The sequence below is a fragment of the Marinobacter shunpengi genome (genome assembly GCF_045449715.1).
Classification (GTDB): Bacteria; Pseudomonadota; Gammaproteobacteria; order Pseudomonadales; family Oleiphilaceae; genus Marinobacter.
This window is the reverse complement of sequence record NZ_JBJJLA010000001.1, coordinates 50,945-71,816: the sequence shown is the minus strand read 5'-3', so window position 1 is coordinate 71,816 and position 20,872 is coordinate 50,945. Positions and strand designations below refer to the sequence as shown.

Sequence of the window (20,872 nt, the reverse complement as noted above, 5' to 3'; positions counted from 1 at the left end):
TCCGTTGTCGTTGTTCTTGAACGGCGAGCGAATGTTCGGTTTCGCTACGATAGAATATCCCGTCGATTTGTGAAACAGTATTTCGAAATAATCAAACTGGCTCAGGAGGCCCCATGATCAGGACCGACAAGAAAAACGGCTATGTCCATCTGCTGATTTCCCGCCCCGAGAAGAAGAACGCGCTTACCCGCGACATGTACACCGCCCTCTCGGAAGGCGTCGAGAAGGCTGCGGCCGATCCGGACATCCATGCCATTGTAATCAGCGGTGATGGCGGTGTGTTTACCGCGGGTAACGACCTGGACGATTTCCGGGCCCGTGCCACCGACACTTCTCCCAAACCGTCAGCCGGTCTGGCTTTTATCGAGACCCTGATGCACTGCGACACACCGGTGCTGGTGGCAGCGGAAGGCCTGGCCATCGGTATCGGCACCACCATGCTGCTGCACGTGGATGCGGTCTACGCCGGGCGCTCCACCCGCTTCAAGACGGCGTTCGTGGACCTGGGACTGGTGCCGGAGGCGGCGTCCACTGTCACCATGCCCCTGCACCTGGGGGCCAGGAAGACCGCCGAACTGCTGCTGATGGGGGATGTCCTGAATGCGGATGAGGCGGCGGACATCGGCCTCATCAGCCGGGCAGTGGGGGACGGTAAGGCCCTTGCCGAGGCCGTTGCAGCCGCCGAAAAGCTGGCGGGCAAGCCCCGTGAGGCGTTGCGTGCCAGCAAGCGGCTGATGAAGGCGCCCTGGCAGGCGATGACAAAGGACGCCCTGGAGCGTGAGCGCGAGGTGTTCGGCGAGCGGCTGCGCTCAGAGGACTGTCACGCGGCCCTGGCCCGTATGCAGAAGAAATAGCGTCAAAGCTGCAAAAACCGACGGAGGAATCCGTTCCTCCGCCTGTACCGGACCTTTCCGGGTGTGGCGTGCGGCCAGCGAACTAACCGCACGCCACACTAGACCGCGTAGCCCGGGTTCTTGCTGTCCAGCAACCGGGTCAGCGCCGGCCAGGTCAGGGCTGCGGCCTTGCCCAGGGACTGGGACTGCTCGCGGGTGGTCTCGATGGCTTCCTGTGACGGCAGGCAATAGGGCGTTGGCGTTCTCACCTGGATTTCGCAGGCCTTCATCAGGAAGTAGAGATAGGTGAAGCACTCCGGCACCGAGCTGCCCGCGGTGAGGATGCCGTGGTTGCGCAGCATCAGCATGTTCCTGTCACCGATATCCCGGATCAGGCGCTCACGCTCGTCAAGGTTCAGGGCCACCCCTTCATAGTCATGGTAGGCCAGGTGGTCCAGGCACAGCATCGCGGTCTGGCTCAGGGGCAGCAGGCCGTCCTTGTGGGCGGACACGGCGACACTGTCGGCGGCGTGCACATGCATTACCGCGTGGGCGTTGTCCCGGCCCATATGCACGGCGCTGTGGATGGTGAATCCCGCCGGGTTGACCCGCTCAAGACCGCCGGCCTGAACCACCTGACCCTCCTGGTCCACCTTGACCAGGGATGAGGCGGTGATCTCGTGGAACAGCAGGCCATAGGGGTTGATCAGGAAGTGATGCTCCGGCCCGGGCACTCGTGCCGACAGGTGGGTGAAAACCAGGTCGTCCCAGCCAAACAGGGCCACAAGCCGGTAGGCGGCGGCCAGTTCAGTGCGAACCTTCCACTCGGCCTTTTTCAGGTCGGTTGACTCCATGTCATTGGAGCCAGTGATGTTGGAGGCGTTCATACGGCGTTATCCTCTTGTTGTTGATCTCATCAGGTGAGCCTTGTTGTTGGGGGTATGACAGTCTAGCTCTTTTACGGAAGCTTAGGGTAGGTGCCTAATCGACCTGTCCAGGCGTAAAAAAGGGGCGGCACCTTTACCAGGGCCGCCCCGAACGCTCTCCGACTGGAGGAGAGACCCGACAGGTTCTTTTACCGCAGACTCCTAGCCGGCCTGCAGCAGGGAGGCGTAGCGCTCCAGGTGGAAGTCATCGTCGCCCAGCTGGTGGCCGATCATGACCAGGCGCTTGGCGTAGTGTGCGAAGCTGTACTCCCAGGTCATGCCGATACCGCCGTGGGACTGGATGCCCTTCTCGGAGATGAACTGGCCGGCACGGTTGATCACGTTCTTGGCGGCGGCCAGGGTGCGGCGGCGCTCGTCGCTCTGCTCGTCGTCGGCAACACTGGCGGCCAGGATGGCCATGGAGCGGGCCTGCTCGAGCTCGGACATCATGTCCACCATGCGGTGCTGCAGTACCTGGAACTTACCGATGGGCACACCGAACTGCTTGCGCTGCTTCAGGTATTCCAGGGTCAGTTCGTTGGCTTCTTCCATGCAGCCGACAGCCTCGGCGCACAGGGCAGCGATGGCACGGCCGGTCTGGTATTCGATCACGTCAGCGGCCTTGCCTTCCTCGCCCAGCAGGGCATCGGCGCCTACCTTGACGTTGTTCAGGAACACGTCACAGCCCTTGGCGCCGTCGGCGGTCGGGTAGGTGCGACGCTCAACGCCCTCTGCGTTCGGGTCCACGGCGAACAGGCTGATACCGTCGGCATCGCGCACGTCACCGGAGGTGCGGGCAGACACGATGATCAGGTCGGCACAGTGACCGCCGATCACCACGGCCTTGCGACCGTTCAGGGTGTAGCCGTCGCCGGATTTCTCGGCCTTGGTGCTCACCTCGTTCTGGTTGTAGAACGCCTGGGGCTCCTGCAGGCCAACCGCTACCTTGGTTTCGCCGGTGGCAACACCCGAGAGGTACTGCTCCTGCTGCTCGGCGTTACCGGCCTGGCTGAGGATGCCACCGCCCAGTACCACGGATTGCAGGTACGGTTCCAGGCACAGGCCGCGGCCCAGCTCGGTCATGACGGACTGGATCTCGACGCCGCCACCGCCGAAGCCGCCCAGCTCTTCGGAGAAGGGTACGGCGGTCAGGCCCAGCTCACCCAGTTGCTTCCAGAAATCCTCGCTGAAGCCCAGCTCGGTTTCGCTGAATTCAAGACGCTTTTCAAAGCTGTATTCACCGCGGACCAGGCGCGCCACGGTGTCCTGCAACATCTGTTGCTCTTCGCTAAGAGTGAAGTCCATGGTCGCCTCCTTAAAGTCCCAGAATCATTTTGGATACGATATTCTTCTGGATCTCGTTGGATCCGCCGAAAATCGACAGCTTGCGGTTGTTGAAGTACTGAGCGGAGAGCGGCGCGGCGTTCTCGTCGGACAGGAACTCGCCTTCATAGTCCAGGCTCATTTCCTCTTCAACAAACGGGATGGCGTAGGGACCAATGGCGCGACGGGCCAGGTCATTGATGGCCTGGCGGATCTCGGTACCCTTCACTTTCAGCATGGAGCTTTCGGCGCCGGGGACACCGCCGCCTTCAACCGCGGCAATGATGCGCAGGTTGCTGATGGTGGCGGCCATCAGGTCAATCTCCACCCGGGCAATGCGCTGGCTGAAAGTAGGATCTTCCAGCAGCGGCTTGCCGTTCTTCAGGCGGCGGGAGGCCAGTTGCTTGAGGTGGGTCAGGGCCGCCTTGGACAGGCCGATGCCGGCCAGGCCGGTACGCTCATAGGTGAGCAGGTACTTGGCGTAGGTCCAGCCCTTGTCTTCCTCGCCGACCAGGTTCTCAACGGGAACCTTTACGTCCTCGAAGAACACCTCGTTGACTTCGTGCTCGCCGTCGAGGGTAATGATCGGACGCACGGTGATGCCCGGGGTGTTCATGTCGATCAGCAGGAACGAGATGCCTTCCTGTGCCTTCACCTCGGTGTTGGTGCGCACCAGGCAGAAGATCATGTTGGCGTGCTGGCCCAGGGTGGTCCAGGTCTTCTGGCCGTTAACGATGTAATGGTCGCCGTCACGGACTGCTCGGGTCTTCAGCGAGGCCAGGTCGGAACCGGCGCCCGGCTCGGAGTAGCCCTGGCACCACCAGTGCTCGCCGCTGAGGATCTTGGGCAGGTAGTGCTGCTTCTGTTCTTCGGTGCCGAACTTGATGATCACCGGGGCAACCATGTTGACGCCGAACGGGATGGTGCGGGGAACACCGTAGGCACAGGATTCCTCATCCCAGATGTGCTTCTGAACCGGAGTCCACTTCACACCGCCGTATTCCTCGGGCCAGTGGCTGGCGTACCAGCCCTGTTCGGTGAGGATTTTCTGCCAGCGCTGGTGGTCTTCCTTGGTCATCTTGCGGAAACCCTTGACCTTGGCAGCGATGTCGGCCGGCAGCTTTTCGTCCAGAAAAGCTCGCACTTCGTCGCGGAAGGCGAGCTCTTCAGCCGTGTAGTTCATGTTCATGAATCAACCTCTCGGTTCGTCCTAGCGAAAACATATACCGCATAGCAGAATATACCTATGATGGAGGAAGGCCGTTTTCGTGTCAATTCCCCCGGATTTCCATCCGGGGTGGGGCCTTGCCTCTCAGGTACTTCTGTTCCAACCCCTGCCACAGGCCGGTTCGGGTCCGCCGTGGGGTGTTGTGGCACCTGGGTGGCGGAAATGGTGGACCGCACAGCGGAACACGGGGCTCGAAAGCGGTGTTACTTTAATGCAGGTGCCCGTCGGGCACAAATTGATCAGGCCAATAAGTCTAGCGGAAGGACAGGGAGAATGCCCGCCGGCGGCGCGGGGCGCATCAGGAGGGGTATGGAAAACAGGGCCCGAAGGCCCTGTTTCTGGGTTCCGGTCGATGCGGGCCTTACTTGAACGCCTGCAGACCGGTCTGGCCACGGCCCAGGATCAGGGCGTGGACATCGTGGGTGCCTTCGTAGGTGTTGACGGCTTCCAGGTTCATGACGTGACGGATCACGTGGTATTCGTCGGAGATGCCGTTGCCACCGTGCATGTCCCGGGCGACCCGGGCGATGTCCAGGGCCTTGCCGCAGTTGTTGCGCTTGAGCAGCGACACGGAATCCGGTGTTGCCTCGCCGGCATCCATCATGCGACCCAGCTGCAGCACGGCCTGCAGACCCAGGGTGATCTCGGTCTGCATGTCCACCAGTTTCTTCTGGATCAGCTGGTTGGCCGCCAGCGGCTTGCCGAACTGCTTGCGTTCCAGGGTGTAGTTGAGGGCTGCGTGCCAGCAGAACTCGGCGGCGCCCAAAGAACCCCAGCTGATGCCATAGCGGGCCTTGGTCAGGCAGCTCAGCGGGCCTTTCAGGCCTTCCACGTCGAGCTTGTTCTCTTCCGGTACGAAGACCTCATCCATGAAGATGGAGCCGGTTTCGGAGGCACGCAGGGAGAACTTGCCTTCGATCTTCGGGGTATCCAGGCCCTTGGCACCTTCCCGTTCGATGATAAAGCCGGTGATCTTGTCGTCCAGCTTGCCCCAGACCACGCACACATCGGCGATGGGGGAGTTGGTGATCCAGGTCTTGGACCCGCTGACCAGGTAGCCGCCATCAACGCGCTTGGCCCGGGTTTCCATACCGCCGGGATCGGAGCCGTGGTTGGGCTCGGTCAGGCCAAAGCAGCCCACCCACTCGCCGGAGGCGAGCTTGGGCAGGATGCGCTTTTTGGTCTCTTCCTTGGCATAGGAAAAGATCGGGTACATCACCAGAGAGGACTGTACGCTCAGGGCGGAACGGTAGGCGGAGTCCACACGTTCAACCTCGCGGGCAATCAGGCCATAGCACACATGGTTCAGGCCCGGGCCGCCGTACTCTTCCGGCAGGGTGGCGCCCAGCATGCCCAGCTCGCCCATTTCATTGAAGATACTGCGGTCGAACTTCTCGTGGCGGTTGGCCTCGATGATGCCCGGCATCAGTCGCTGGTCGCAGAAGCTGCGGATGCTGTCGCGAACCTGGCGTTCGGTTTCGTCGAGCTGCTTGTCGAACTGAAGCAGGTCATCCCAGGGAGCGGAAGCCATAGTGTGTCTCCTGAAAATCAAACTGGCGGTGTCGGCTATCGGCACCGCCCTGGTTGGGGGTGGGTCGGAGTGCCTGCGGGGCAGACCTCCGACCGGTTACTATCAGTCCCTGAAACGCTCGATAACGGCGGCAATCCCCTGGCCTACGCCAATGCACATGCTGACCAGGGCATAGCGGCCCTCCATGCGCTCGAGCTGACGGGTCGCCGTCAGGGCGATCCGGGCGCCGGAGGCACCCAGCGGGTGACCCACGGCAATGGCGCCACCGTTGGGGTTCAGGCGCGAGTCGGTCTGGTCAATACCCAGTTTAGTCGTGCAGCCAAGAACCTGGGCGGCGAACGCCTCGTTGATCTCGATCACGTCCATATCGTTGATGGACAGGCCGGCGCGGGCTAGGGCCTTCTCGCTGGCCGGTACCGGGCCGTAGCCCATCACCCGGGGTTCAACGCCGGCGATGGCGGCGGACACGATGCGGGCCCGGGGCCTGATGCCCGCTTTCTCGCCGGCTTCCAGAGAGCCGATGATCAGGGCGGCGGCGCCGTCGTTGACACCGGAGGCGTTGCCGGCGGTCACCACGCCACCTTCAAACAGCGGGCGCAGGTTGGACAGGGCGGCCACATCGGACTGCGGGCGCGGATGCTCGTCCTGGTCAACGGTGACCGGCGGCTTCTTGCGGCCCTGGGGTACTTCGATGCCGAGGATTTCCTCGTCGTAGAAGCCCAGTTTGCGGGCGGCCTCGTAACGGGCCTGGCTCTGGGCGGCGAACTCATCCACCTTGTCACGGGTCAGGCCCAGGTCGGAGGCAATGTTATCGGCGGTCTGGGGCATGGTGTCGTTGCCAAACTCCGCCTCGACCCGCGGGTTGGGGAAGCGGGCGCCGATGGTGCTGTCGAACATGCGGAAGTCCCGGGAATAGGGCGTTTCGCTCTTGGCCATGACAAACGGGGCGCGGCTCATGCTTTCGGAGCCACCGGCGATAAACAGGTCGCCTTCGCCACAACGAACCGCGCGGGCGGCGTCGATGATAGCCGCCAGGCCGGAACCGCACAGGCGGTTGACCGTCAGGCCAGCGGTTTCCACCGGCAGACCCGCCATCAGGCCGGCATGGCGGGCAATGTTACGGGCGTCTTCACCGGCCTGGTTGGTACAGCCGGCAATCACGTCTTCGTAAGCGCTGCGCTCGAAACCGTTGCGCTCGATCACGGCCTTGATGACGCTGGCCAGCAGGTCGTCCGGCCGTACCTTGGCCAGGGCACCGGCGTGGCGTCCGAAAGGTGTCCTCAAGCCGTCGTAGATATAGGCGCTCATGTTCTCTCCTGTGCTTGTGATCCGCGGGAAGGTTCGCCCTCCCGGTCTTGGATAAATCGTTTTACGGCCTGCCAATGATAACGGAAAATGCGCGCCGCTTGTTTCGACAAAAATGATAAGGTAGTTTCATCAAGCGAAACTTAATTTTATCCAAACGTCAGGGTGGCTAAAGATTAATCCGGCCAATGCGCAATTGCAAGCCGTCCGGAGCCCGTTATCCTGCCACCCCGAGCATTAGGAATCTGTCACCGTCCATGACCCGTTACCTGCTTTCCCTGGCCGTCGTGATCGAGCTGCTGGCTCTGGTTACCTCGGTCAGGCTATTCAGTATAGTCGCCGGCTGCCTGTTTCTGGGCTATTTCGTCCTGTTCCTTCCCCGTATCAGTCCCTACGCCCGTGGGTTGCTGCTGGTGACCCTGGTGCTGGTGGCCGGGTTGGCGGCGGGCGGCTACCTGGACCGGGCCGGGTTACTGGACGCGGCAGCATCGGCGGGGTTCTACGGGGCCTTCCTTGGCAGTCTGGGCATGATGCAGTGCCTGGTGCGCCGCTTCGAGGTATTGCGCAGGATCCACGATGTGTTGCTGGGCGGGGCGCCGATGCTGCTCTATCCGAAATACGCGGTGACCACCCTGAGTATCGCCTCGGTGCTCAATTTTGGCGTGATGAGTCTGCTCTGCGGAACACTCACCCAGACCCTGGACGAACGCAATATCCACGGCGAATCCCGCCTGAACTGGATTCGCAGCGTGCTTATCAGCGCCCTGCGGGGGTTTGCCCTGGTACCACTGGTAGCACCCACCAGTGTGGCGGTGGCGATCATTACCCGGGAGGTGCCGGCGATCTCCTGGTCCCAGTTGCTGCCCTATGGGCTGGTTGCCTCGATGCTGCTGATTGGCGTCGGCTGGGTACTGGAGCAGAGGCGTTTCCGTAAGGTGAGCGAGGAGCGGGTGAAGCTTGAGGGCTGGCCCCAGGGTTCGAAAACCCTGGTCCTGGTGGTCACGCTGATCCTTGGCAGCATGGCAACGCTGGTGTACACCGCCGGCTTCAATGTCTCCCGGGCGGCAATGATCGCGGTACCGGCGGTGACCATCCTTTATATGCTGTGGTGTGAGCGGCGGCCCTTGGCAGTGTTCCGTGAGGCCACGGAGAACGTCGCCTCCATGAGTAACGAGATGTCGATCTTTGCATCGTCGGCGTGCCTGGGGGTTGCCCTGATCACGCTGGTACCGGACGACCTGGTGTCCGGTATGGCGGCGCAGGAGGCCGGGACCTACCTGGTGGCGGTGGCCGGTTTGCTGATCCTGCCGTTGCTGTCTGCGATCGGGTTGATCCCCATTACCTCCCTGAGCATCCTTGGTGGCCTCCTGCCCCAACTTGAGGCGGTCGGCATGGACATCCTGCCTATCGCCGTGGCGCTGGTGATCGGGTTCTCCCTGGCCATGATGCTGGCGCCCATGGGACCGGCCGTTACCCTGCTGGCGCGCTTTGGCCGGGTGTCGCAACTGAAGGTGGCCTTCGGCTGGAACGGGCTGTTCGTGGCGGCATCCCTGCCGCTGCTGCTGGTGTTCCTGGCGTTACTGGCCTGACCGCCACCGGTCATCCGCCGGTAGACTCTCCAGTTTCCAGGTCCCCCGATTGGTGCACGGCGGAATTTTGAGACCTGGTACCATTGACCGGCCAGAAACAACGCGGGAGTATGAGCCTGTTTCCCCTTTAAGGGACACAAAGGGACGGATCAGCCTCCTGCCGGGGCCGGCCAACAGGAGTTCAGGGATGACACCAGCAACGCCTGCCAATGGGGTACCACCGGTGCCCACCCAAAAAACCTTGCCTGTCCTTCTCCCGCCTGCCGGGGCCCTTTGTCATGTGTGGTCAATCTGGAGTGAATATGCTGTCCATCAGCCGTTTTCCAGTCGTCATCGGTGTTCTTCTTGTACTTGTGATCAGTGAGGGGTCTGCGGGGATGTTTGGGTTAGGCAAACGCTACGATGTTCATCTGTTTCCTCCCGTACAGGGACGGATTCTAATGGATGGTAGACCGCTGTCCGGAGTCACTGTTGTCCGGGAGGCCACCTATGACGACGCAGAGATACAGGAAACCCTGACGGATCAAGAGGGGCACTTTTCATTTCCCGCCTGGACAATCAAATCCCGGACACCCGGCAAACCCTTCGTGGAAGATCGACTGAGGCAGGTTATTGTCGCGAATCATCAGGGCAATAAGTACGTACTTTGGTACTACGTTACGGGTCGAATAGAGGGTGAAAAGGTCATTGCTGAGAAACTCCAGACACTGAGCTGTGATCTGAAGGACGAGGAAATCGATCACCATTTTGTGAAGGCTGAAAATCCGGAGTTTACACACAATATTTCCAGCATCTGTCGCTGGTAAACAGATATCTCATCAAAACATAAGGAAATGTTATGAAGCAGCTATCTCCGAACCTCGCAGCAGAATTTGCCGATATCGTATACGAAGTCAGGGAACCAGGGCCCACGGGGGTGGTCCAGGTCAAACCATCCGAAGCTTTGAAACGGGTTTTCGATATCAAGCTGGGGAGTGGTCCCGTCATGGCTGAGACTGGAGGTTTCTGGGGCTTTTTCCAGAGAACGTCCGATTTCGCCATGGTAGCTGACGGCAAGAATGACTTCGCCGGCCACCATGTCATCGCAGTACGGGGCACCAGAACCAACCACGACTGGCTGACAAACGGCGATATCGGATTGTCGTCCAGTACCGGCGGCGCCATGGTGCATTCCGGGTTCAACGAGGCTTTTGAAAGTATGAAATCCGGGCTGGAGGCGCTGCTGACCCCGCGCCTGAACCGGGGACCCGTGGCCGGGATTCACTGTATCGGCCACAGTCTGGGCGGTGCTTTGGCGTCCCTGGTATCTGACTGGCTTCATAAACGGTACCGGCTTGATGCCAACCTGTATACCTTCGGCGCTCCCAGGGTCGGTATGAAGGGGTTCGCAACCAAAACCAGCTTTGAAGTCAACAAGCTGCATCGATGTACGCACGGCGCGGACCCTGTGCCGGCGGTCCCTCTCTGGCCATTCATGCACGCCCCGGTCAACGGCATTGAGTATCGCCTCGACAGGGGCGCGGGCATAAGTGCCGCGGCCCACGCCATGGGAGAGGACGGGGTACCCGGCTATCGCAACACCGCGAAGAAGGGTGACTGGGACATGCTTTACCAGAACTCGATGGATTACCTGAATAATCCGGTGAGGCTGGACTATGAACGTCGCCACGAAGCGTCGTTTTCCGGATACTGGACAGAGAAGCTCTCTGCTGCGTTGGTAACGTTGCTGAAGGACGCTGGATACTATTCCGCCGTATTGGCCCAGGCCGCCATCAGTACGTCATTAACCTTTTACGACCTCCTTGCCCATACCCTGGAAGATATTGCCAGGGCTTCAACGTCACTGGCCGAGCAGACCCGCGGCCTGCTCGGTCATATGCTTGCCTTCGCAAAGGCGGCGGTAACAACCGTGGTTGAAATGACCTTCAGCTTTATCCGCTGGGTGTTCGATAAAACCGCTGGCGCCTTGTATGCGTCGGTACGGCAGGCTATTGAGCAAAGCTAGCCTGGTGCCGCTCGCCTCGCCGTCCTGGTGGTTGCCCCAACCTGTCAGCAGCCTGCTAAGCTAAACGGACTGCAGTCCCATTGACCGTGCAACGGAGGCACCATGAGGCGAGTGGTCTTTAACCAGAAAGGTGGCGTCGGTAAATCCAGTATTGCGTGTAACCTGGCGGCGATCGCCGCGTCGAAGGGCAAGCGGGCGCTGGTGGTGGATCTGGACCCCCAGGGCAATTCGACCCTGTACCTGCTGGGCAGGTCCCCTGAGGGCCTGAAGGATACCGTGGCGGATCTGCTGGAGCAGACGGTGACCTTTACCGTGTTCAACCGGCCACCGGAGGAGTTCGTCCACGAGACCCGTTTTCCGGGGCTGTCGGTGCTGCCGGCCAGCCCGGAGCTGGAGTTCCTGGAGCGCAAGCTGGAAGCCAAGCACAAGATCTACAAGCTGCGGGAAGCGCTGAAGAAGCTGGAGGACGAGTTCGACGAGATCTACATCGACACTGCTCCCTCCATGAACTTCTATGCCCGTGCCGCCCTGGTGGCCGCGGACCGCTGCCTGATTCCCTTCGATTGCGACGATTTCTCCCGGCAGGCCCTGTATAACACCCTCAACGAAATCGGCGACCTGCGGGAAGACCACAACGAGACCCTGGTGGTGGAAGGCATCATTGCCAACCAGTTCCAGCCCCGGGCCAAATTGCCCCAGCAGGTGATCCAGGAACTGATGGACGAAGGTCTGCCGGTATCACCGGTGCGATTGTCCAGCTCGGTGAAGATGAAGGAATCCCACCAGCGCCAGGAACCGCTGATCTACATGGCGCCCAGCCATGGGTTAACGGTTCAGTACTGTGAGCTTTACGACGCCCTGGACAGGGCGCCGGTCTCGTCCAGTTAGTCATTATTCCACAAGAATCTCTGGTACGGCGGATCTGGCTTCTTTGACATCGGACGTCGGTTCAAGGACGGCCAGTGCCTGGATGAGGCTTCTGGCGATACCGAGATAGGCCCGGGACAGGCTACCTGCCGGTTCTCCAACCAGGACAGGCTGCCCCGAATCTGCTCCCTCCCGGATGCGGATGTCCAGCGACAGCTCGCCCAGCAAACGGGGACCGGCCTCTTCCGCCATCCGTGCGGCGCCACCCTGCCCGAAGATATGCTGCTCGTGCCCGCACTCGCTGCAGACATGGGTGCTCATGTTCTCGATAATCCCCAGCACTGGCACATTCACCTTCTTGAACATGGCCAGGCCCTTGCGGGCGTCCAGCAGGGCGATGTCCTGGGGGGTGGTGACGATGACGGCGCCAGAGACGGGGATTTTCTGGGCCATGGTGAGGTGGATATCGCCGGTGCCCGGGGGCAGGTCGACGATCAGGTAGTCCAGGTTATCCCAGCGGGTCTCGTACACCAGTTGTTGCAGTGCCCGGGTGACCATTGGGCCGCGCCAGATCACTGGGGTGTCGTCGTCCATCATGAGGCCGATGGACATGGTCTGGATGCCATGGCCCATCATCGGCTCCATTTTCCCGTCGCGGGTTTCCGGCGAGCCGGCGATACCCAGCATTCGGGGCTGGCTGGGGCCGTACAGGTCGGCGTCGAGCATGCCGACCCGGGCGCCTTCAGCCGCCAGGGCGAGGGCCAGGTTGGTGGCGGTGGTGGATTTGCCGACGCCGCCCTTGCCGGAGGCGACGGCGATCAGGTGCTTTACCCCGGGCACGGCGCGGGGGCCGTCGGCCCCCGCATCACCACGCGGGGGCATGTTGACCACGGAACTGGACATAAGCCTTCTCCTATTTTTCCACAAAGGCACGTTCGATGACGTAGTCACCGGGTTCGCCCTGCTGGGGTGAGCCCTTGAATCCCAGGCTATCGAGCATGGAGGCCATGGAATCCAGCATGGCCGGACTGCCGCAGAGCATGGCGCGGTCGGTCTCCGGGTTGAGCTGGGGCAGGCCCAGGTCCTCAGCCAGCTTGCCGTTCTCGATCAGGGTGGTAATGCGGCCCTGGTTGCGGAAGGGCTCGCGGGTGACGGTGGGGTAGTACACCAGTCCCTCGCGGATGTACTCGCCCAGGAACTCGTGGTTGGGCAGCTCTTTCGTCAGGTAGTCGTGATACGCCAGTTCGCTCACCTCGCGCACGCAGTGCACCAGGATCACCTTCTCGAAACGGTCATAGGCTTCGGGGTCACGGATAATGCTCATGAATGGCGCCAGGCCGGTGCCGGTGCCGAACAGGTAGAGGTTCTTGCCCGGGTTGAGGTCGTGCATCACCAGGGTGCCCACGGGCTTGCGGCTGATGAACAGGTCGTCGCCTTCCTTGAGGTGTTGCAGCCGTGAGGTCAGCGGGCCGTCCGGTACCTTGATGCTGAGGAACTCCAGGTACTCGTCATGGTTGGCGCTGGCGATGCTGTAGGCCCGTAAGAGCGGTTTGCCATCCACCGGCAGGCCAATCATCACGAAGTGGCCGTTCTCGAACCTCAGGCTCTGGTCGCGGGTGGTGCGGAAACTGAACAGGGTGTCGTTCCAGTGATGAACGCTGATAACGCTTTCTTTTCCCAATGCAGCCATGATGTCTTCTCCTTGAGTAATGGTTTTTGAGTCAGGTGAAATCAGGATGAATAGAGGGCCAGGGTGGCCATGGCGCTGACAATCAGCAGGCCGCTGAGACTCGCCAGCAGCGCCATGGGGCGCCAGCCCTGGGCGATAATGGCGCCGAGGCTGGTACGCATGCCCAGTGCCGCCATCACCACCAGCAGGCAGGCGCCGGAGGCGGTCACCAGCAACTGGCGCAGCTCTTCCGGCAGCCAGCCCAGGCTGTTGAGGGCGAACAGGGCGACGAAGCCCAGCAGGAACCAGGGATGATCAGCGGGGCCCGAATTGCGGTCGTTCAGTAACGCGCCCAATAGCAGGATCAGCGGTGCCAGCAGGGCGACCCGCAGCAGTTTGGTGAGGGTGGCGATGTCCCCTGCGTTGTCGGACACCAGGTAACCGGCGCCGGCGGCCTGGGCTACATCGTGAATGCTTGCGCCCAGTAACAGGCCGGTATGAAGCTCGCTAAATCCCAGCCCTGAAAACAGCGGCGGAAGCAGCAGCATGGACAGCGTGCCCAGACCGGTAACGCCCACCACGACGCCCAGTAAGCGCCGTTCCTCCAGCTTGCCCTGGGGAATGACGGCCGCTACCGCGACTGCCGCTGAAACCCCACAGATCGCCACGGCAACACCGGCCACCAGGCTCTGCATGCGGGGCAGATTCAGCCAGTGCCCCAGGAGCAGCGCACTGCCGATGGTCAGGGGCACGCAGGTCACCACCACCAGCAGGGGCAGGTTGCCCACGGCCATTAGTTGCTCCGCGCCGATACGGGCCCCCAGCAGGGCAACGCCGATCCGCAACACCGGGCGGGCGCAGAACTCCACCCCCGGTCGCATGCGCTCGTCACTGGCCTGGCTGGCAAAGCCGAAGCCCAGCAGCAGTACCAGCACCAACGCCGGGGCGCCGTAATGCTCCGCCAGGAAACTGCCCGCCAGGGCCACCACCACGCACAGGGCCGCGCCCGGGTAGCGCCGCTTCAACGGCACCGCCCAGGGGTGATCCAGGGCGCGCAGACTGGTGTTCATGACACCTGCTCACACAGCTGGCGCAGGTACGCCCAGGGGTAGAGTCCCCGGTTGTGGCCGTCGCTGAAGTGGAACTGCATGGCACTGACGCCGTGCACGTTCAGATTGTCGATGCCGATGTCCGCGTCGATCAGGCTGATGGCGCCCTTCTGGCGGGCATTGCTACAGCTGGAACAGGCGCAGGACTTGCGCAGGGTCAGGCAGCTGAGGTGGCTTTCCAGGCCGTCGGGCCAGGTGATTTCCACCATCTTCTGTTTGCGACGCAGGCGGATCTGGCTGGGCGGTTCCGTGGCCGTGCTGTTCTGGGCAAGGGCTTCGGCGGTCATGGCGTTACTCCTTCAACATCGGTCGTCGGTTTGCGGATGGCAGGCTCAGCGGGCGCTTCCGGCATCTGAACCGTGTTCACCGGTATCTCCAGGGGGCGGGCGCTGCTTTGGCTGGCGGTCAGCAGCGCAACCAATACGGCCAGGGCTTTCAAACTCGTTATGACAAGTTGAGTCATGACTTACCTCTCGAGAAACTGCAGCTTGTCGCCCTGGTCGACCCACTGTTCGGCGTCCGGCAGTGGGCTTCCCACTTCACTGATCACCGGCCAGACCTGGGCCAGTTCGGCATTCAGCTCGATAAAGTGGCGCTGGTCGTCCGGCAGGTCCGATTCCTCGTAGATGGCCTCTGCGGGGCATTCCGTGACGCAGAGGCTGCAGTCGATACAGGTTTCCGGGTTGATCACGAGGAAGTTGGGGCCTTCGTGAAAGCAGTCGGCCGGGCACACGTCCACGCAGTCGGTGTACTTGCAGCGGATGCAGTTTTCGGTGACAACAAAGGTCATGGATTCTCTCCTTTGCAGAGACAGCCAGTGGCCGCCCCGACCAGACCCGTAAGACCCGGTCAGGGCAGACGCTCAGGCTGCGTTGTCCAGTTTCGACATCGCCCAGCGGGCCAGTTTGCGAACGTCCGGGTCCGGGTCGTCCATGGCGGTCTGCACGAAGGGCAGGCCGTCGCTATGGCCGATGGTGCCCAGGGCCCCGATGGCAGCCTTGCGCAGGTTGCTCATGGCATCCTGGGAGCACTCGCCCAGTACCGGGATGGCCTGTGCGGAACCCAGCTTGCCGAGGGCGTCCACGGCCTTTTCCCGTACCTGCCAGAGCTCGTCCCGGGTGGCGGTCATCAGTGCCGGCAAGGCGGCCTGGTGGTCCAGCTTGCCGATGCTGTTGGCGGCCTCGCAGCGCACCTGCCAGTGGTTGTCGGTGAGCAGGCCGATCAGGGCCTGGCCCACCTGCTGCGGGCTGGCATAGACCAGGGCGCCGGTCGCGGCCCGGCGAACTTCCGGGTCCTTGTCGTGCTGGGCGGTTTCCACCAGCGCGGGCAGGTTTTCCGGCTGCTTCAGCCAGCCGATCACGCCCACGGCTTCGCGGCGCACCACCGGGTCGCTATCGCCGAGAAGTTTCAGGGCCGGGCGTTGCGCCCCCGGGTTCCGCAGGGGCTTGAGGGCCCGTAGGATGCCGGCGACCACGAAGCCGTCGGAGCTGTTGTCCAATGCCTCCAGCAGCGGCGCGGCCATTGCCGGATCCTTGAGGTCGGCCAGGGCATGGGCAGCGGCATTGCGCACCACCTCGTCGTTGTCACCAAGGGCGGCAATCAGCGCGTCGGCCATATCCTCGGCTTCGAATTCGTCCACCACCTTGGCGGCTTCCTGGCGTACTCCGGTGTCGGTATCGCGCAGGGCGAGCAGCAGCAGTTCCACCGCCTCCGGCTCGCCGGAGTCCACCAGGTCGAGCACGCCGACACGGCGGATGCCGGGGTCATCGGAAGCCAGTTTGACGGCGATGGCCTGCAGTTCGGGGTCGTCGTAGGTCTTCATGGCTCACCTCAGCTCAGCAGGTAGGGGATGTTGACGGTGACGGCATCCGTGGGGCAGTCCGCCTCGCAGGGCATGCAGTACCAGCACTCGTCGTATTTCATGTGGGCCTTGCCGGTGTCCTCGTTGATCCACAGGACATCCAGGGGGCACACATCGATGCACACGGTGCAGCCCTTGTCGGCGATGCACTTGTCTTCGTCCACGATGACCGGGACGGTGGAATGATGATTGGCGATAGGCATGGTCGTTTCCTCTCTCGGTTCTTGAATTTGAAAGCCGTTATGAATCAGGCGTTGGCGGCTTTCTTTACCCGCAGCTTGTTGTAGGCGTCCTTCTCTTCACCGAGGGACACGATGTAGTCGGCGATGGGCCGTTTGCCGCTGGCCATGTTGCCGTTGTCGTCCTTGTACAGGCGGGTGTGACAGAACCAGTCCTCGTTGTTCTGGTCCGGGCAGTCCACCCGGTAGTGGTAAAGGCCCCAGCGGGATTCGGTGCGGTACAGGGAGGCCCGGGCGGCCATCTCGGCGCAGTCGATGATGGACTGCACTTCCATGGCCCGGAGCAGTTCGTGGGGGTCGCGGGCGCAGAGCATGGGCACGTCGTCCCGCACGGACAGGATGCGTTCCAGGCCGATCTCCATCTTCTTGGTGACCTTGGGCGGCTGCAGGTAGTCGTTCACCAGCCGGCGCACCTTGTACTCCATCTGCTCCGGAGGGATACCATCGGTGCGCTTCATGGGCGCCTGAATGCGCTCGAGTTCGGCTTTAATAAAGTCCTCGTCCAGCTTGATCTCCCCCCGGGTCTTGACGAACTCGGCGGCGCTTTCACCACAGATCTGGCCGTACACGAAGGCCCCCAGCATGTAGTTGTGGGGGACGCTGGCCATATCGCCCGCGCCGTAAAGCCCCGGTACGGTGGTGGCGCCGGTCTCGTCAGTCCAAACGCCGGAGGCGGAGTGACCGGAGCAGAAGCCGATCTCGGAGATGTGCATTTCCACCATGCGCTGGCGGTAGTTCACTTTCCGGCCTTCATGGAAGCGGCCACGGCTGGGGCGCTCGTTGGTGTGCAGCACGGTCTCGATTTCCTGGATGGTTTCTTCCGCCAGGTGGTCCAGCTTGAGGAACACCGGGCCAGTGCCGGATTCCAGTTCCTTGAAGAACTCCAGCATCATCTGGCCGGACCAGTAGTCGCACTCGATAAAGCGCTCACCGAAGGCATTGGAGGTAAAGCCGCCCAGAGGGCCGGTGACGTAGGCGCAGGCCGGGCCGTTGTAGTCCTTCAGCAGGGGGTTCACCTGATAGCACTCCAGGTTCGCCAGGTCGGCCCCGGCGTGGTAGGCCATGGCGTGGCCGTCGCCGTTATTGGCCGGGTTCTCGTAGGTGCCGAACAGGTAGCCGGAGGTGGGCAGGCCGATGCGGCCGGCAGCGCCGGTGGCCATGATCACCGCCTTGGCACGGATGATGATTGGCTCGGCAGTGCGGGTGTTCACCCCGATCATGCCGGCGATCTTGCCGTCCGGGTCTTTCAGCAGGCGGGTGGCGGTATAGCGGTTTTCAATCTCCACCCGGTTGCGGCGCAGGCGTCGGTAGAGGATCTTCTTGACGTTGTGGCCCTCCGGCATGGGCAGCACGTAAGTGCCCAGGTGGTGCACCTTCTTCATGTCGTAGTCGCCGGTTTCGTCCTTCTGGAAGTGCACGCCCCAGGAGTCCAGCTTCTCGATCATCGGGAAGGACCGGGTGGCATAGGCCATCAGCGCCGGCTGGTGGACGACGCCGTCGTTGGCAATGGTGATTTCCTTCACGTACTGCTCCGGGGTGGCGTGGCCCGGGACGACGGCGTTGTTGAGGCCGTCCATGCCCATGGAGATGGCGCCGGAACGTTTTACGTTGGCCTTCTCCAGCAGCATGACCTTCAGGCTCGGGTCCTGTTCCTTGGCGGTGACCGCAGCCATGGGTCCGGCCGTGCCGCCACCAATGACCAGTACGTCGGTGTCGATTACGGGAATGTCGTTGATCTTCATCATCAGGTGCTCCTATTTCCGGTCGATCCGGAATTGGTATTTGAAGGAATCGCCGCGATAGCAGAGGTATTCGAAGTCGATGGGCCGGCCTTCCCGGTTGTGGGTCAGGCGTTCCACCCGCAGGATGGCCTCGCCGGCCCGGAGGTTGAGGTATTGCTGGGTTTCGTCATCCGCGAGGATGGCGTCCAGGCCGATATCGGCACCGCCCAGGGGCAGGCCGAACAGGTTTTCCAGCATCGGGAAAATGTCCCCGGACAGGTCCAGACCGAACATCTGCCGGCCCACATCCATGGGGAAGTAGCTGTTTTCCACGCAAACCGGTTCGCGGTTGAGGTAACGCACGCGCTTGACCTCCACCACCTCATCGCCGGCGTGCAGGTCCAGGGCGGCGACCACCGCCTTGGGTGCCTTCATCTGCTGGATGCTCAGCACCCGGGCGGAAGCCTCGTAGCCCTGGGCGGCCATGGCTTCGCCGAAGCCCTCCAGGCGTTGCACGTTCTGCACCGCCTTGGGCTTGCTGACGAAGGTGCCCTTGCCCTGGGCCGAGAACACCAGGCCCTCGTTGTGCAGGTCCCGCAGGGCCTGGCGGATGGTGATCCGGCTGACGCCAAAGGTTTTCATCATGGCGTTCTCGGAGGGCAGCTGTTCGTGGACCTGGTACTGGCCCTCGAGGATCTGCCGCCGCAGGCTGTCGCGGATCTGCACATACAGTGGCAGCGGTGAATGCCCGGCCATCAGTTGGGTGGCGTTGTTCATCGTGTGCCCTCCCGCTTGTCATGACAGGTCATGGCGAGTGCAGGTGAAGTCCGGATAACTGGATTCATCATTCACCCCGCCCTGTTCTGCTGTTCGAACGCGTTGAGGGTTTCCTGGCGGATCAGGTCCAGGCACTGGCGCTTGAGCTCCATGAACTCCGGTGTGGTGATGAGGGACTGTTCCCGGGGACGGGGCAGTTCCACCGGTATGTCGGCGATGATGCGTCCTGGGCTGGCACTCATCACCACAATGCGATCGGACAGGAACACCGCCTCGTCGATGTCGTGGGTCACGAACACCACGGTGTTGTGGAACTCGCTCCAGATCTCCAGCAGGTTCTCCTGCATCATGGAGCGGGTCTGGGCGTCCAGGGCGCCGAAGGGCTCATCCATCAGCAACACGCTGGGGTAGTTGGCCAGGGCGCGGGCAATACCCACCCGTTGCTGCATGCCACCGGACAGGGTGTTGGGGTAGGCATTCTCGAAAGCTGCCAGCCCCACCAGTGAGAGGAAGGTGCGAGCGATGCTGCAGGCTTCCGATTTGCTGGCTCCGGCCATCAGCGGGCCAAAGGCCACGTTCTCCTTGACCGTCTTCCAGGGGAACAGGGAGTGCTGCTGGAACACCATGCCCCGGTCCGGGCCCGGTTCGGTGACCGGCTTTCCGTCCACGGTGACCTCGCCCTGACTGGGTTTGACGAACCCCGCCACGGTATTCATCAGGGTGGACTTGCCGCAGCCGGAGGGGCCCAGTAGGCACAGGAACTCGCCCGGACGCACCGTCAGGCTGGCGCTTTGCACGGCCATGTGGGGTCCGCTGGCGGTGTCGAAGACGATATCCACGTCCCGCACCGAAATCCGTCCCCGGTCTTTACCGGTCTTATCGCCCTTGCCCCGCAGGCGGCTGTGATCCAGCACGGCCAGGCGGTTGTCGTTGATCATGGCTGCATCACTCATGAGTGACCTCCCTTGGCCTGCCACTTCAGCAGAGGGCTGCAGGCCTTGCGCACGAGCAGGGTGCACAGGGTGCCGAGGCCGCCGATGACGAGCATGCCGATGATGATCTGCGGATACTGGATCAGGGTGTAGGAATTCCAGGTGTAGTAGCCGATGCCGTACTGGCCACTGATGATTTCCCCCGCGAGCAGGGAGAACCACGCCACGCCCATGCCGATGGCCAGGCCGGCGACAATGGACGGCATGGCACCGGGCAGCACCACATGCCAGAGAATGGCGCGGTTGCTCGCTCCCAGGCTGCGGGCGGCGCGGATCAGGGTTGCGTTGGTCTGCTCCACCCCATGGGTGGTATTCAGCACGATCGGGAACAGGGCCCCCAGGAAGGTGATGAATATGATGCTGGCCTGCTCGGTGGGCAGCATCAGAATCGCCAGGGGAATCCAGGCCACGGCGGGAATCGGTCGCAGGAGTTCGATGTAGGGCAGGATGATGTCCTCCGCCCAGCGGGACCGGCCCATGGCCACACCCAGCACGATGCCCAGCACCACCGCCAGCCCATAGGCGACGGCGACCCGCTGCATGCTGTGCAGAATATGCAGGTAGAATTCCTGCCCGGTCAGTTCCGTCATCAGCGCGGAGCCGACGGCGGTGGGGGCGGGAATGTTGTTGAAATTGATGTAGAAGTCGAAGCCGTTGTCAGAGGCCACCTGCCACAGGATCACGGCCGCGATGAGTGCTGCTACCCGGACCAGATAGCGGCTACCGGTGGCCTGGAACCAGAGCCCGGCCGGGGACGGACGTCCCGTTGCCGTGGGCGTATTGGCGGCCGGCAGGGGGCTCGCCGGACCCGTTACCGACGAAGCGGGCACCGCCTGTTCGGCGGTCTCCGGCTCCGTGGTTTTCAGTGCTGCGTTGCTCTTGCTGTCCATTGTCTGC

22 protein-coding genes are annotated in these 20,872 nt (G+C 62.3%); 5 read left to right on the top strand and 17 right to left on the bottom strand.

Features of this window, described 5'->3' with window-relative positions; genetic code table 11:
* The first annotated feature begins 113 nt into the window (after positions 1 to 113).
* Entirely contained in the window at positions 114 to 854 is a 741-nt protein-coding gene (locus tag ACJO3T_RS00330) for an enoyl-CoA hydratase/isomerase family protein (protein WP_406960777.1), read from the top strand.
* A gap of 98 nt (positions 855 to 952) precedes the next feature.
* On the opposite strand, the gene ACJO3T_RS00325 is transcribed toward ACJO3T_RS00330, so the two are convergent.
* The 5 genes from ACJO3T_RS00325 to ACJO3T_RS00305 all read right to left on the bottom strand — a co-directional run bounded on the left by ACJO3T_RS00325 (position 953) and on the right by ACJO3T_RS00305 (position 7,149).
* Positions 953 to 1,720, bottom strand: a complete 768-nt coding sequence (locus ACJO3T_RS00325; RefSeq protein WP_406960775.1) for a class II aldolase/adducin family protein — start codon at positions 1,718 to 1,720, stop codon at positions 953 to 955.
* Positions 1,721 to 1,921: 201 nt separating this feature from the next.
* Complete coding sequence (locus ACJO3T_RS00320; RefSeq protein WP_406977498.1) at positions 1,922 to 3,064, bottom strand: acyl-CoA dehydrogenase family protein; 1,143 nt, start codon at positions 3,062 to 3,064, stop codon at positions 1,922 to 1,924.
* A 10-nt stretch (positions 3,065 to 3,074) separates the two neighbouring features.
* Positions 3,075 to 4,271, bottom strand: coding sequence for an acyl-CoA dehydrogenase family protein (locus ACJO3T_RS00315; RefSeq protein WP_406960772.1), 1,197 nt, complete (start codon positions 4,269 to 4,271; stop codon positions 3,075 to 3,077).
* 400 nt (positions 4,272 to 4,671) lie between these two features.
* Positions 4,672 to 5,841 carry an acyl-CoA dehydrogenase gene (locus ACJO3T_RS00310; protein WP_328185438.1) on the bottom strand — a complete coding sequence of 390 codons (1,170 nt, stop codon included), beginning with the start codon at positions 5,839 to 5,841 and terminating at the stop codon, positions 4,672 to 4,674.
* A gap of 102 nt (positions 5,842 to 5,943) precedes the next feature.
* Positions 5,944 to 7,149 (bottom strand): 3-oxoadipyl-CoA thiolase, encoded by a 1,206-nt coding sequence (locus ACJO3T_RS00305; RefSeq protein WP_406960768.1) that lies wholly within the window; start codon positions 7,147 to 7,149, stop codon positions 5,944 to 5,946.
* A gap of 254 nt (positions 7,150 to 7,403) precedes the next feature.
* Here ACJO3T_RS00305 and ACJO3T_RS00300 point away from each other — a divergent pair, with 254 nt between their 5' ends.
* The 4 genes from ACJO3T_RS00300 to ACJO3T_RS00285 all read left to right on the top strand — a co-directional run bounded on the left by ACJO3T_RS00300 (position 7,404) and on the right by ACJO3T_RS00285 (position 11,628).
* Positions 7,404 to 8,735: a hypothetical protein gene (locus ACJO3T_RS00300; protein WP_406977497.1), complete on the top strand. Its 1,332-nt coding sequence runs from the start codon at positions 7,404 to 7,406 to the stop codon at positions 8,733 to 8,735.
* A 302-nt stretch (positions 8,736 to 9,037) separates the two neighbouring features.
* Positions 9,038 to 9,541 carry a DUF6795 domain-containing protein gene (locus ACJO3T_RS00295; protein WP_406960766.1) on the top strand — a complete coding sequence of 168 codons (504 nt, stop codon included), beginning with the start codon at positions 9,038 to 9,040 and terminating at the stop codon, positions 9,539 to 9,541.
* A gap of 179 nt (positions 9,542 to 9,720) precedes the next feature.
* Positions 9,721 to 10,740, top strand: coding sequence for a lipase family protein (locus ACJO3T_RS00290; protein ID WP_406977496.1), 1,020 nt, complete (start codon positions 9,721 to 9,723; stop codon positions 10,738 to 10,740).
* Between the two features lie 102 nt (positions 10,741 to 10,842).
* Complete coding sequence (locus tag ACJO3T_RS00285) at positions 10,843 to 11,628, top strand: ParA family protein (protein WP_406960761.1); 786 nt, start codon at positions 10,843 to 10,845, stop codon at positions 11,626 to 11,628.
* 3 nt (positions 11,629 to 11,631) lie between these two features.
* Here the strand turns inward: ACJO3T_RS00285 and apbC are convergent, their stop codons facing one another.
* From apbC to ACJO3T_RS00225, 12 genes are all read right to left on the bottom strand, one after another.
* Entirely contained in the window at positions 11,632 to 12,510 is an 879-nt protein-coding gene (gene apbC / locus ACJO3T_RS00280; RefSeq protein WP_406977495.1) for an iron-sulfur cluster carrier protein ApbC, read from the bottom strand.
* Between the two features lie 10 nt (positions 12,511 to 12,520).
* Positions 12,521 to 13,297 (bottom strand): ferredoxin--NADP reductase, encoded by a 777-nt coding sequence (locus tag ACJO3T_RS00275; protein WP_406977494.1) that lies wholly within the window; start codon positions 13,295 to 13,297, stop codon positions 12,521 to 12,523.
* Positions 13,298 to 13,338: 41 nt separating this feature from the next.
* On the bottom strand, positions 13,339 to 14,346 hold the full coding sequence (locus tag ACJO3T_RS00270) for a YeiH family protein (protein ID WP_406977492.1): 1,008 nt from the start codon (positions 14,344 to 14,346) through the stop codon (positions 13,339 to 13,341).
* On the bottom strand, positions 14,343 to 14,672 hold the full coding sequence (locus ACJO3T_RS00265; protein WP_406977491.1) for a DUF971 domain-containing protein: 330 nt from the start codon (positions 14,670 to 14,672) through the stop codon (positions 14,343 to 14,345). The genes ACJO3T_RS00270 and ACJO3T_RS00265 overlap by 4 nt, the downstream gene beginning before the upstream one ends.
* On the bottom strand, positions 14,669 to 14,848 hold the full coding sequence (locus ACJO3T_RS00260; protein ID WP_406960751.1) for a hypothetical protein: 180 nt from the start codon (positions 14,846 to 14,848) through the stop codon (positions 14,669 to 14,671). Before ACJO3T_RS00260 ends, ACJO3T_RS00265 begins: the two co-directional genes overlap by 4 nt.
* Positions 14,849 to 14,851: 3 nt before the next feature.
* A complete protein-coding gene (gene fdxA, locus ACJO3T_RS00255) occupies positions 14,852 to 15,175 on the bottom strand; it encodes a ferredoxin FdxA (protein ID WP_406977490.1) in 324 nt (107 codons plus the stop codon).
* 72 nt (positions 15,176 to 15,247) lie between these two features.
* Complete coding sequence (locus ACJO3T_RS00250; protein WP_406977489.1) at positions 15,248 to 16,207, bottom strand: HEAT repeat domain-containing protein; 960 nt, start codon at positions 16,205 to 16,207, stop codon at positions 15,248 to 15,250.
* Between the two features lie 8 nt (positions 16,208 to 16,215).
* Positions 16,216 to 16,449 carry a 4Fe-4S dicluster domain-containing protein gene (locus ACJO3T_RS00245; RefSeq protein ID WP_406977488.1) on the bottom strand — a complete coding sequence of 78 codons (234 nt, stop codon included), beginning with the start codon at positions 16,447 to 16,449 and terminating at the stop codon, positions 16,216 to 16,218.
* A gap of 44 nt (positions 16,450 to 16,493) precedes the next feature.
* Complete coding sequence (locus ACJO3T_RS00240; RefSeq protein ID WP_406977487.1) at positions 16,494 to 18,230, bottom strand: fumarate reductase/succinate dehydrogenase flavoprotein subunit; 1,737 nt, start codon at positions 18,228 to 18,230, stop codon at positions 16,494 to 16,496.
* A 9-nt stretch (positions 18,231 to 18,239) separates the two neighbouring features.
* Positions 18,240 to 18,983: a GntR family transcriptional regulator gene (locus tag ACJO3T_RS00235; protein WP_406977486.1), complete on the bottom strand. Its 744-nt coding sequence runs from the start codon at positions 18,981 to 18,983 to the stop codon at positions 18,240 to 18,242.
* A 71-nt stretch (positions 18,984 to 19,054) separates the two neighbouring features.
* The gene (locus ACJO3T_RS00230; protein WP_406977485.1) at positions 19,055 to 19,936 is read right to left on the bottom strand and encodes an ABC transporter ATP-binding protein; all 882 of its coding nucleotides are present in this window, start codon (positions 19,934 to 19,936) and stop codon (positions 19,055 to 19,057) included.
* Positions 19,933 to 20,865, bottom strand: coding sequence for an ABC transporter permease subunit (locus ACJO3T_RS00225; RefSeq protein WP_406977484.1), 933 nt, complete (start codon positions 20,863 to 20,865; stop codon positions 19,933 to 19,935). Before ACJO3T_RS00225 ends, ACJO3T_RS00230 begins: the two co-directional genes overlap by 4 nt.
* Positions 20,866 to 20,872 lie beyond the last annotated feature (7 nt).

Excerpts from the sequence above, each read along its gene's own strand:
- ACJO3T_RS00330 (WP_406960777.1), top strand. The coding sequence starts at position 114 with ATGATCAGGACCGACAAGAAAAACGGCTATGTCCATCTGCTGATTTCC.
- ACJO3T_RS00325 (WP_406960775.1), bottom strand. The coding sequence starts at position 1,720 with ATGAACGCCTCCAACATCACTGGCTCCAATGACATGGAGTCAACCGAC.
- ACJO3T_RS00320 (WP_406977498.1), bottom strand. The coding sequence starts at position 3,064 with ATGGACTTCACTCTTAGCGAAGAGCAACAGATGTTGCAGGACACCGTG.
- ACJO3T_RS00315 (WP_406960772.1), bottom strand. The coding sequence starts at position 4,271 with ATGAACATGAACTACACGGCTGAAGAGCTCGCCTTCCGCGACGAAGTG.
- ACJO3T_RS00310 (WP_328185438.1), bottom strand. The coding sequence starts at position 5,841 with ATGGCTTCCGCTCCCTGGGATGACCTGCTTCAGTTCGACAAGCAGCTC.
- ACJO3T_RS00305 (WP_406960768.1), bottom strand. The coding sequence starts at position 7,149 with ATGAGCGCCTATATCTACGACGGCTTGAGGACACCTTTCGGACGCCAC.
- ACJO3T_RS00300 (WP_406977497.1), top strand. The coding sequence starts at position 7,404 with ATGACCCGTTACCTGCTTTCCCTGGCCGTCGTGATCGAGCTGCTGGCT.
- ACJO3T_RS00295 (WP_406960766.1), top strand. The coding sequence starts at position 9,038 with ATGCTGTCCATCAGCCGTTTTCCAGTCGTCATCGGTGTTCTTCTTGTA.
- ACJO3T_RS00290 (WP_406977496.1), top strand. The coding sequence starts at position 9,721 with ATGGCTGAGACTGGAGGTTTCTGGGGCTTTTTCCAGAGAACGTCCGAT.
- ACJO3T_RS00285 (WP_406960761.1), top strand. The coding sequence starts at position 10,843 with ATGAGGCGAGTGGTCTTTAACCAGAAAGGTGGCGTCGGTAAATCCAGT.
- apbC (WP_406977495.1), bottom strand. The coding sequence starts at position 12,510 with ATGTCCAGTTCCGTGGTCAACATGCCCCCGCGTGGTGATGCGGGGGCC.
- ACJO3T_RS00275 (WP_406977494.1), bottom strand. The coding sequence starts at position 13,297 with ATGGCTGCATTGGGAAAAGAAAGCGTTATCAGCGTTCATCACTGGAAC.
- ACJO3T_RS00270 (WP_406977492.1), bottom strand. The coding sequence starts at position 14,346 with ATGAACACCAGTCTGCGCGCCCTGGATCACCCCTGGGCGGTGCCGTTG.
- ACJO3T_RS00265 (WP_406977491.1), bottom strand. The coding sequence starts at position 14,672 with ATGACCGCCGAAGCCCTTGCCCAGAACAGCACGGCCACGGAACCGCCC.
- ACJO3T_RS00260 (WP_406960751.1), bottom strand. The coding sequence starts at position 14,848 with ATGACTCAACTTGTCATAACGAGTTTGAAAGCCCTGGCCGTATTGGTT.
- fdxA (WP_406977490.1), bottom strand. The coding sequence starts at position 15,175 with ATGACCTTTGTTGTCACCGAAAACTGCATCCGCTGCAAGTACACCGAC.
- ACJO3T_RS00250 (WP_406977489.1), bottom strand. The coding sequence starts at position 16,207 with ATGAAGACCTACGACGACCCCGAACTGCAGGCCATCGCCGTCAAACTG.
- ACJO3T_RS00245 (WP_406977488.1), bottom strand. The coding sequence starts at position 16,449 with ATGCCTATCGCCAATCATCATTCCACCGTCCCGGTCATCGTGGACGAA.
- ACJO3T_RS00240 (WP_406977487.1), bottom strand. The coding sequence starts at position 18,230 with ATGATGAAGATCAACGACATTCCCGTAATCGACACCGACGTACTGGTC.
- ACJO3T_RS00235 (WP_406977486.1), bottom strand. The coding sequence starts at position 18,983 with ATGAACAACGCCACCCAACTGATGGCCGGGCATTCACCGCTGCCACTG.
- ACJO3T_RS00230 (WP_406977485.1), bottom strand. The coding sequence starts at position 19,936 with ATGAGTGATGCAGCCATGATCAACGACAACCGCCTGGCCGTGCTGGAT.
- ACJO3T_RS00225 (WP_406977484.1), bottom strand. The coding sequence starts at position 20,865 with ATGGACAGCAAGAGCAACGCAGCACTGAAAACCACGGAGCCGGAGACC.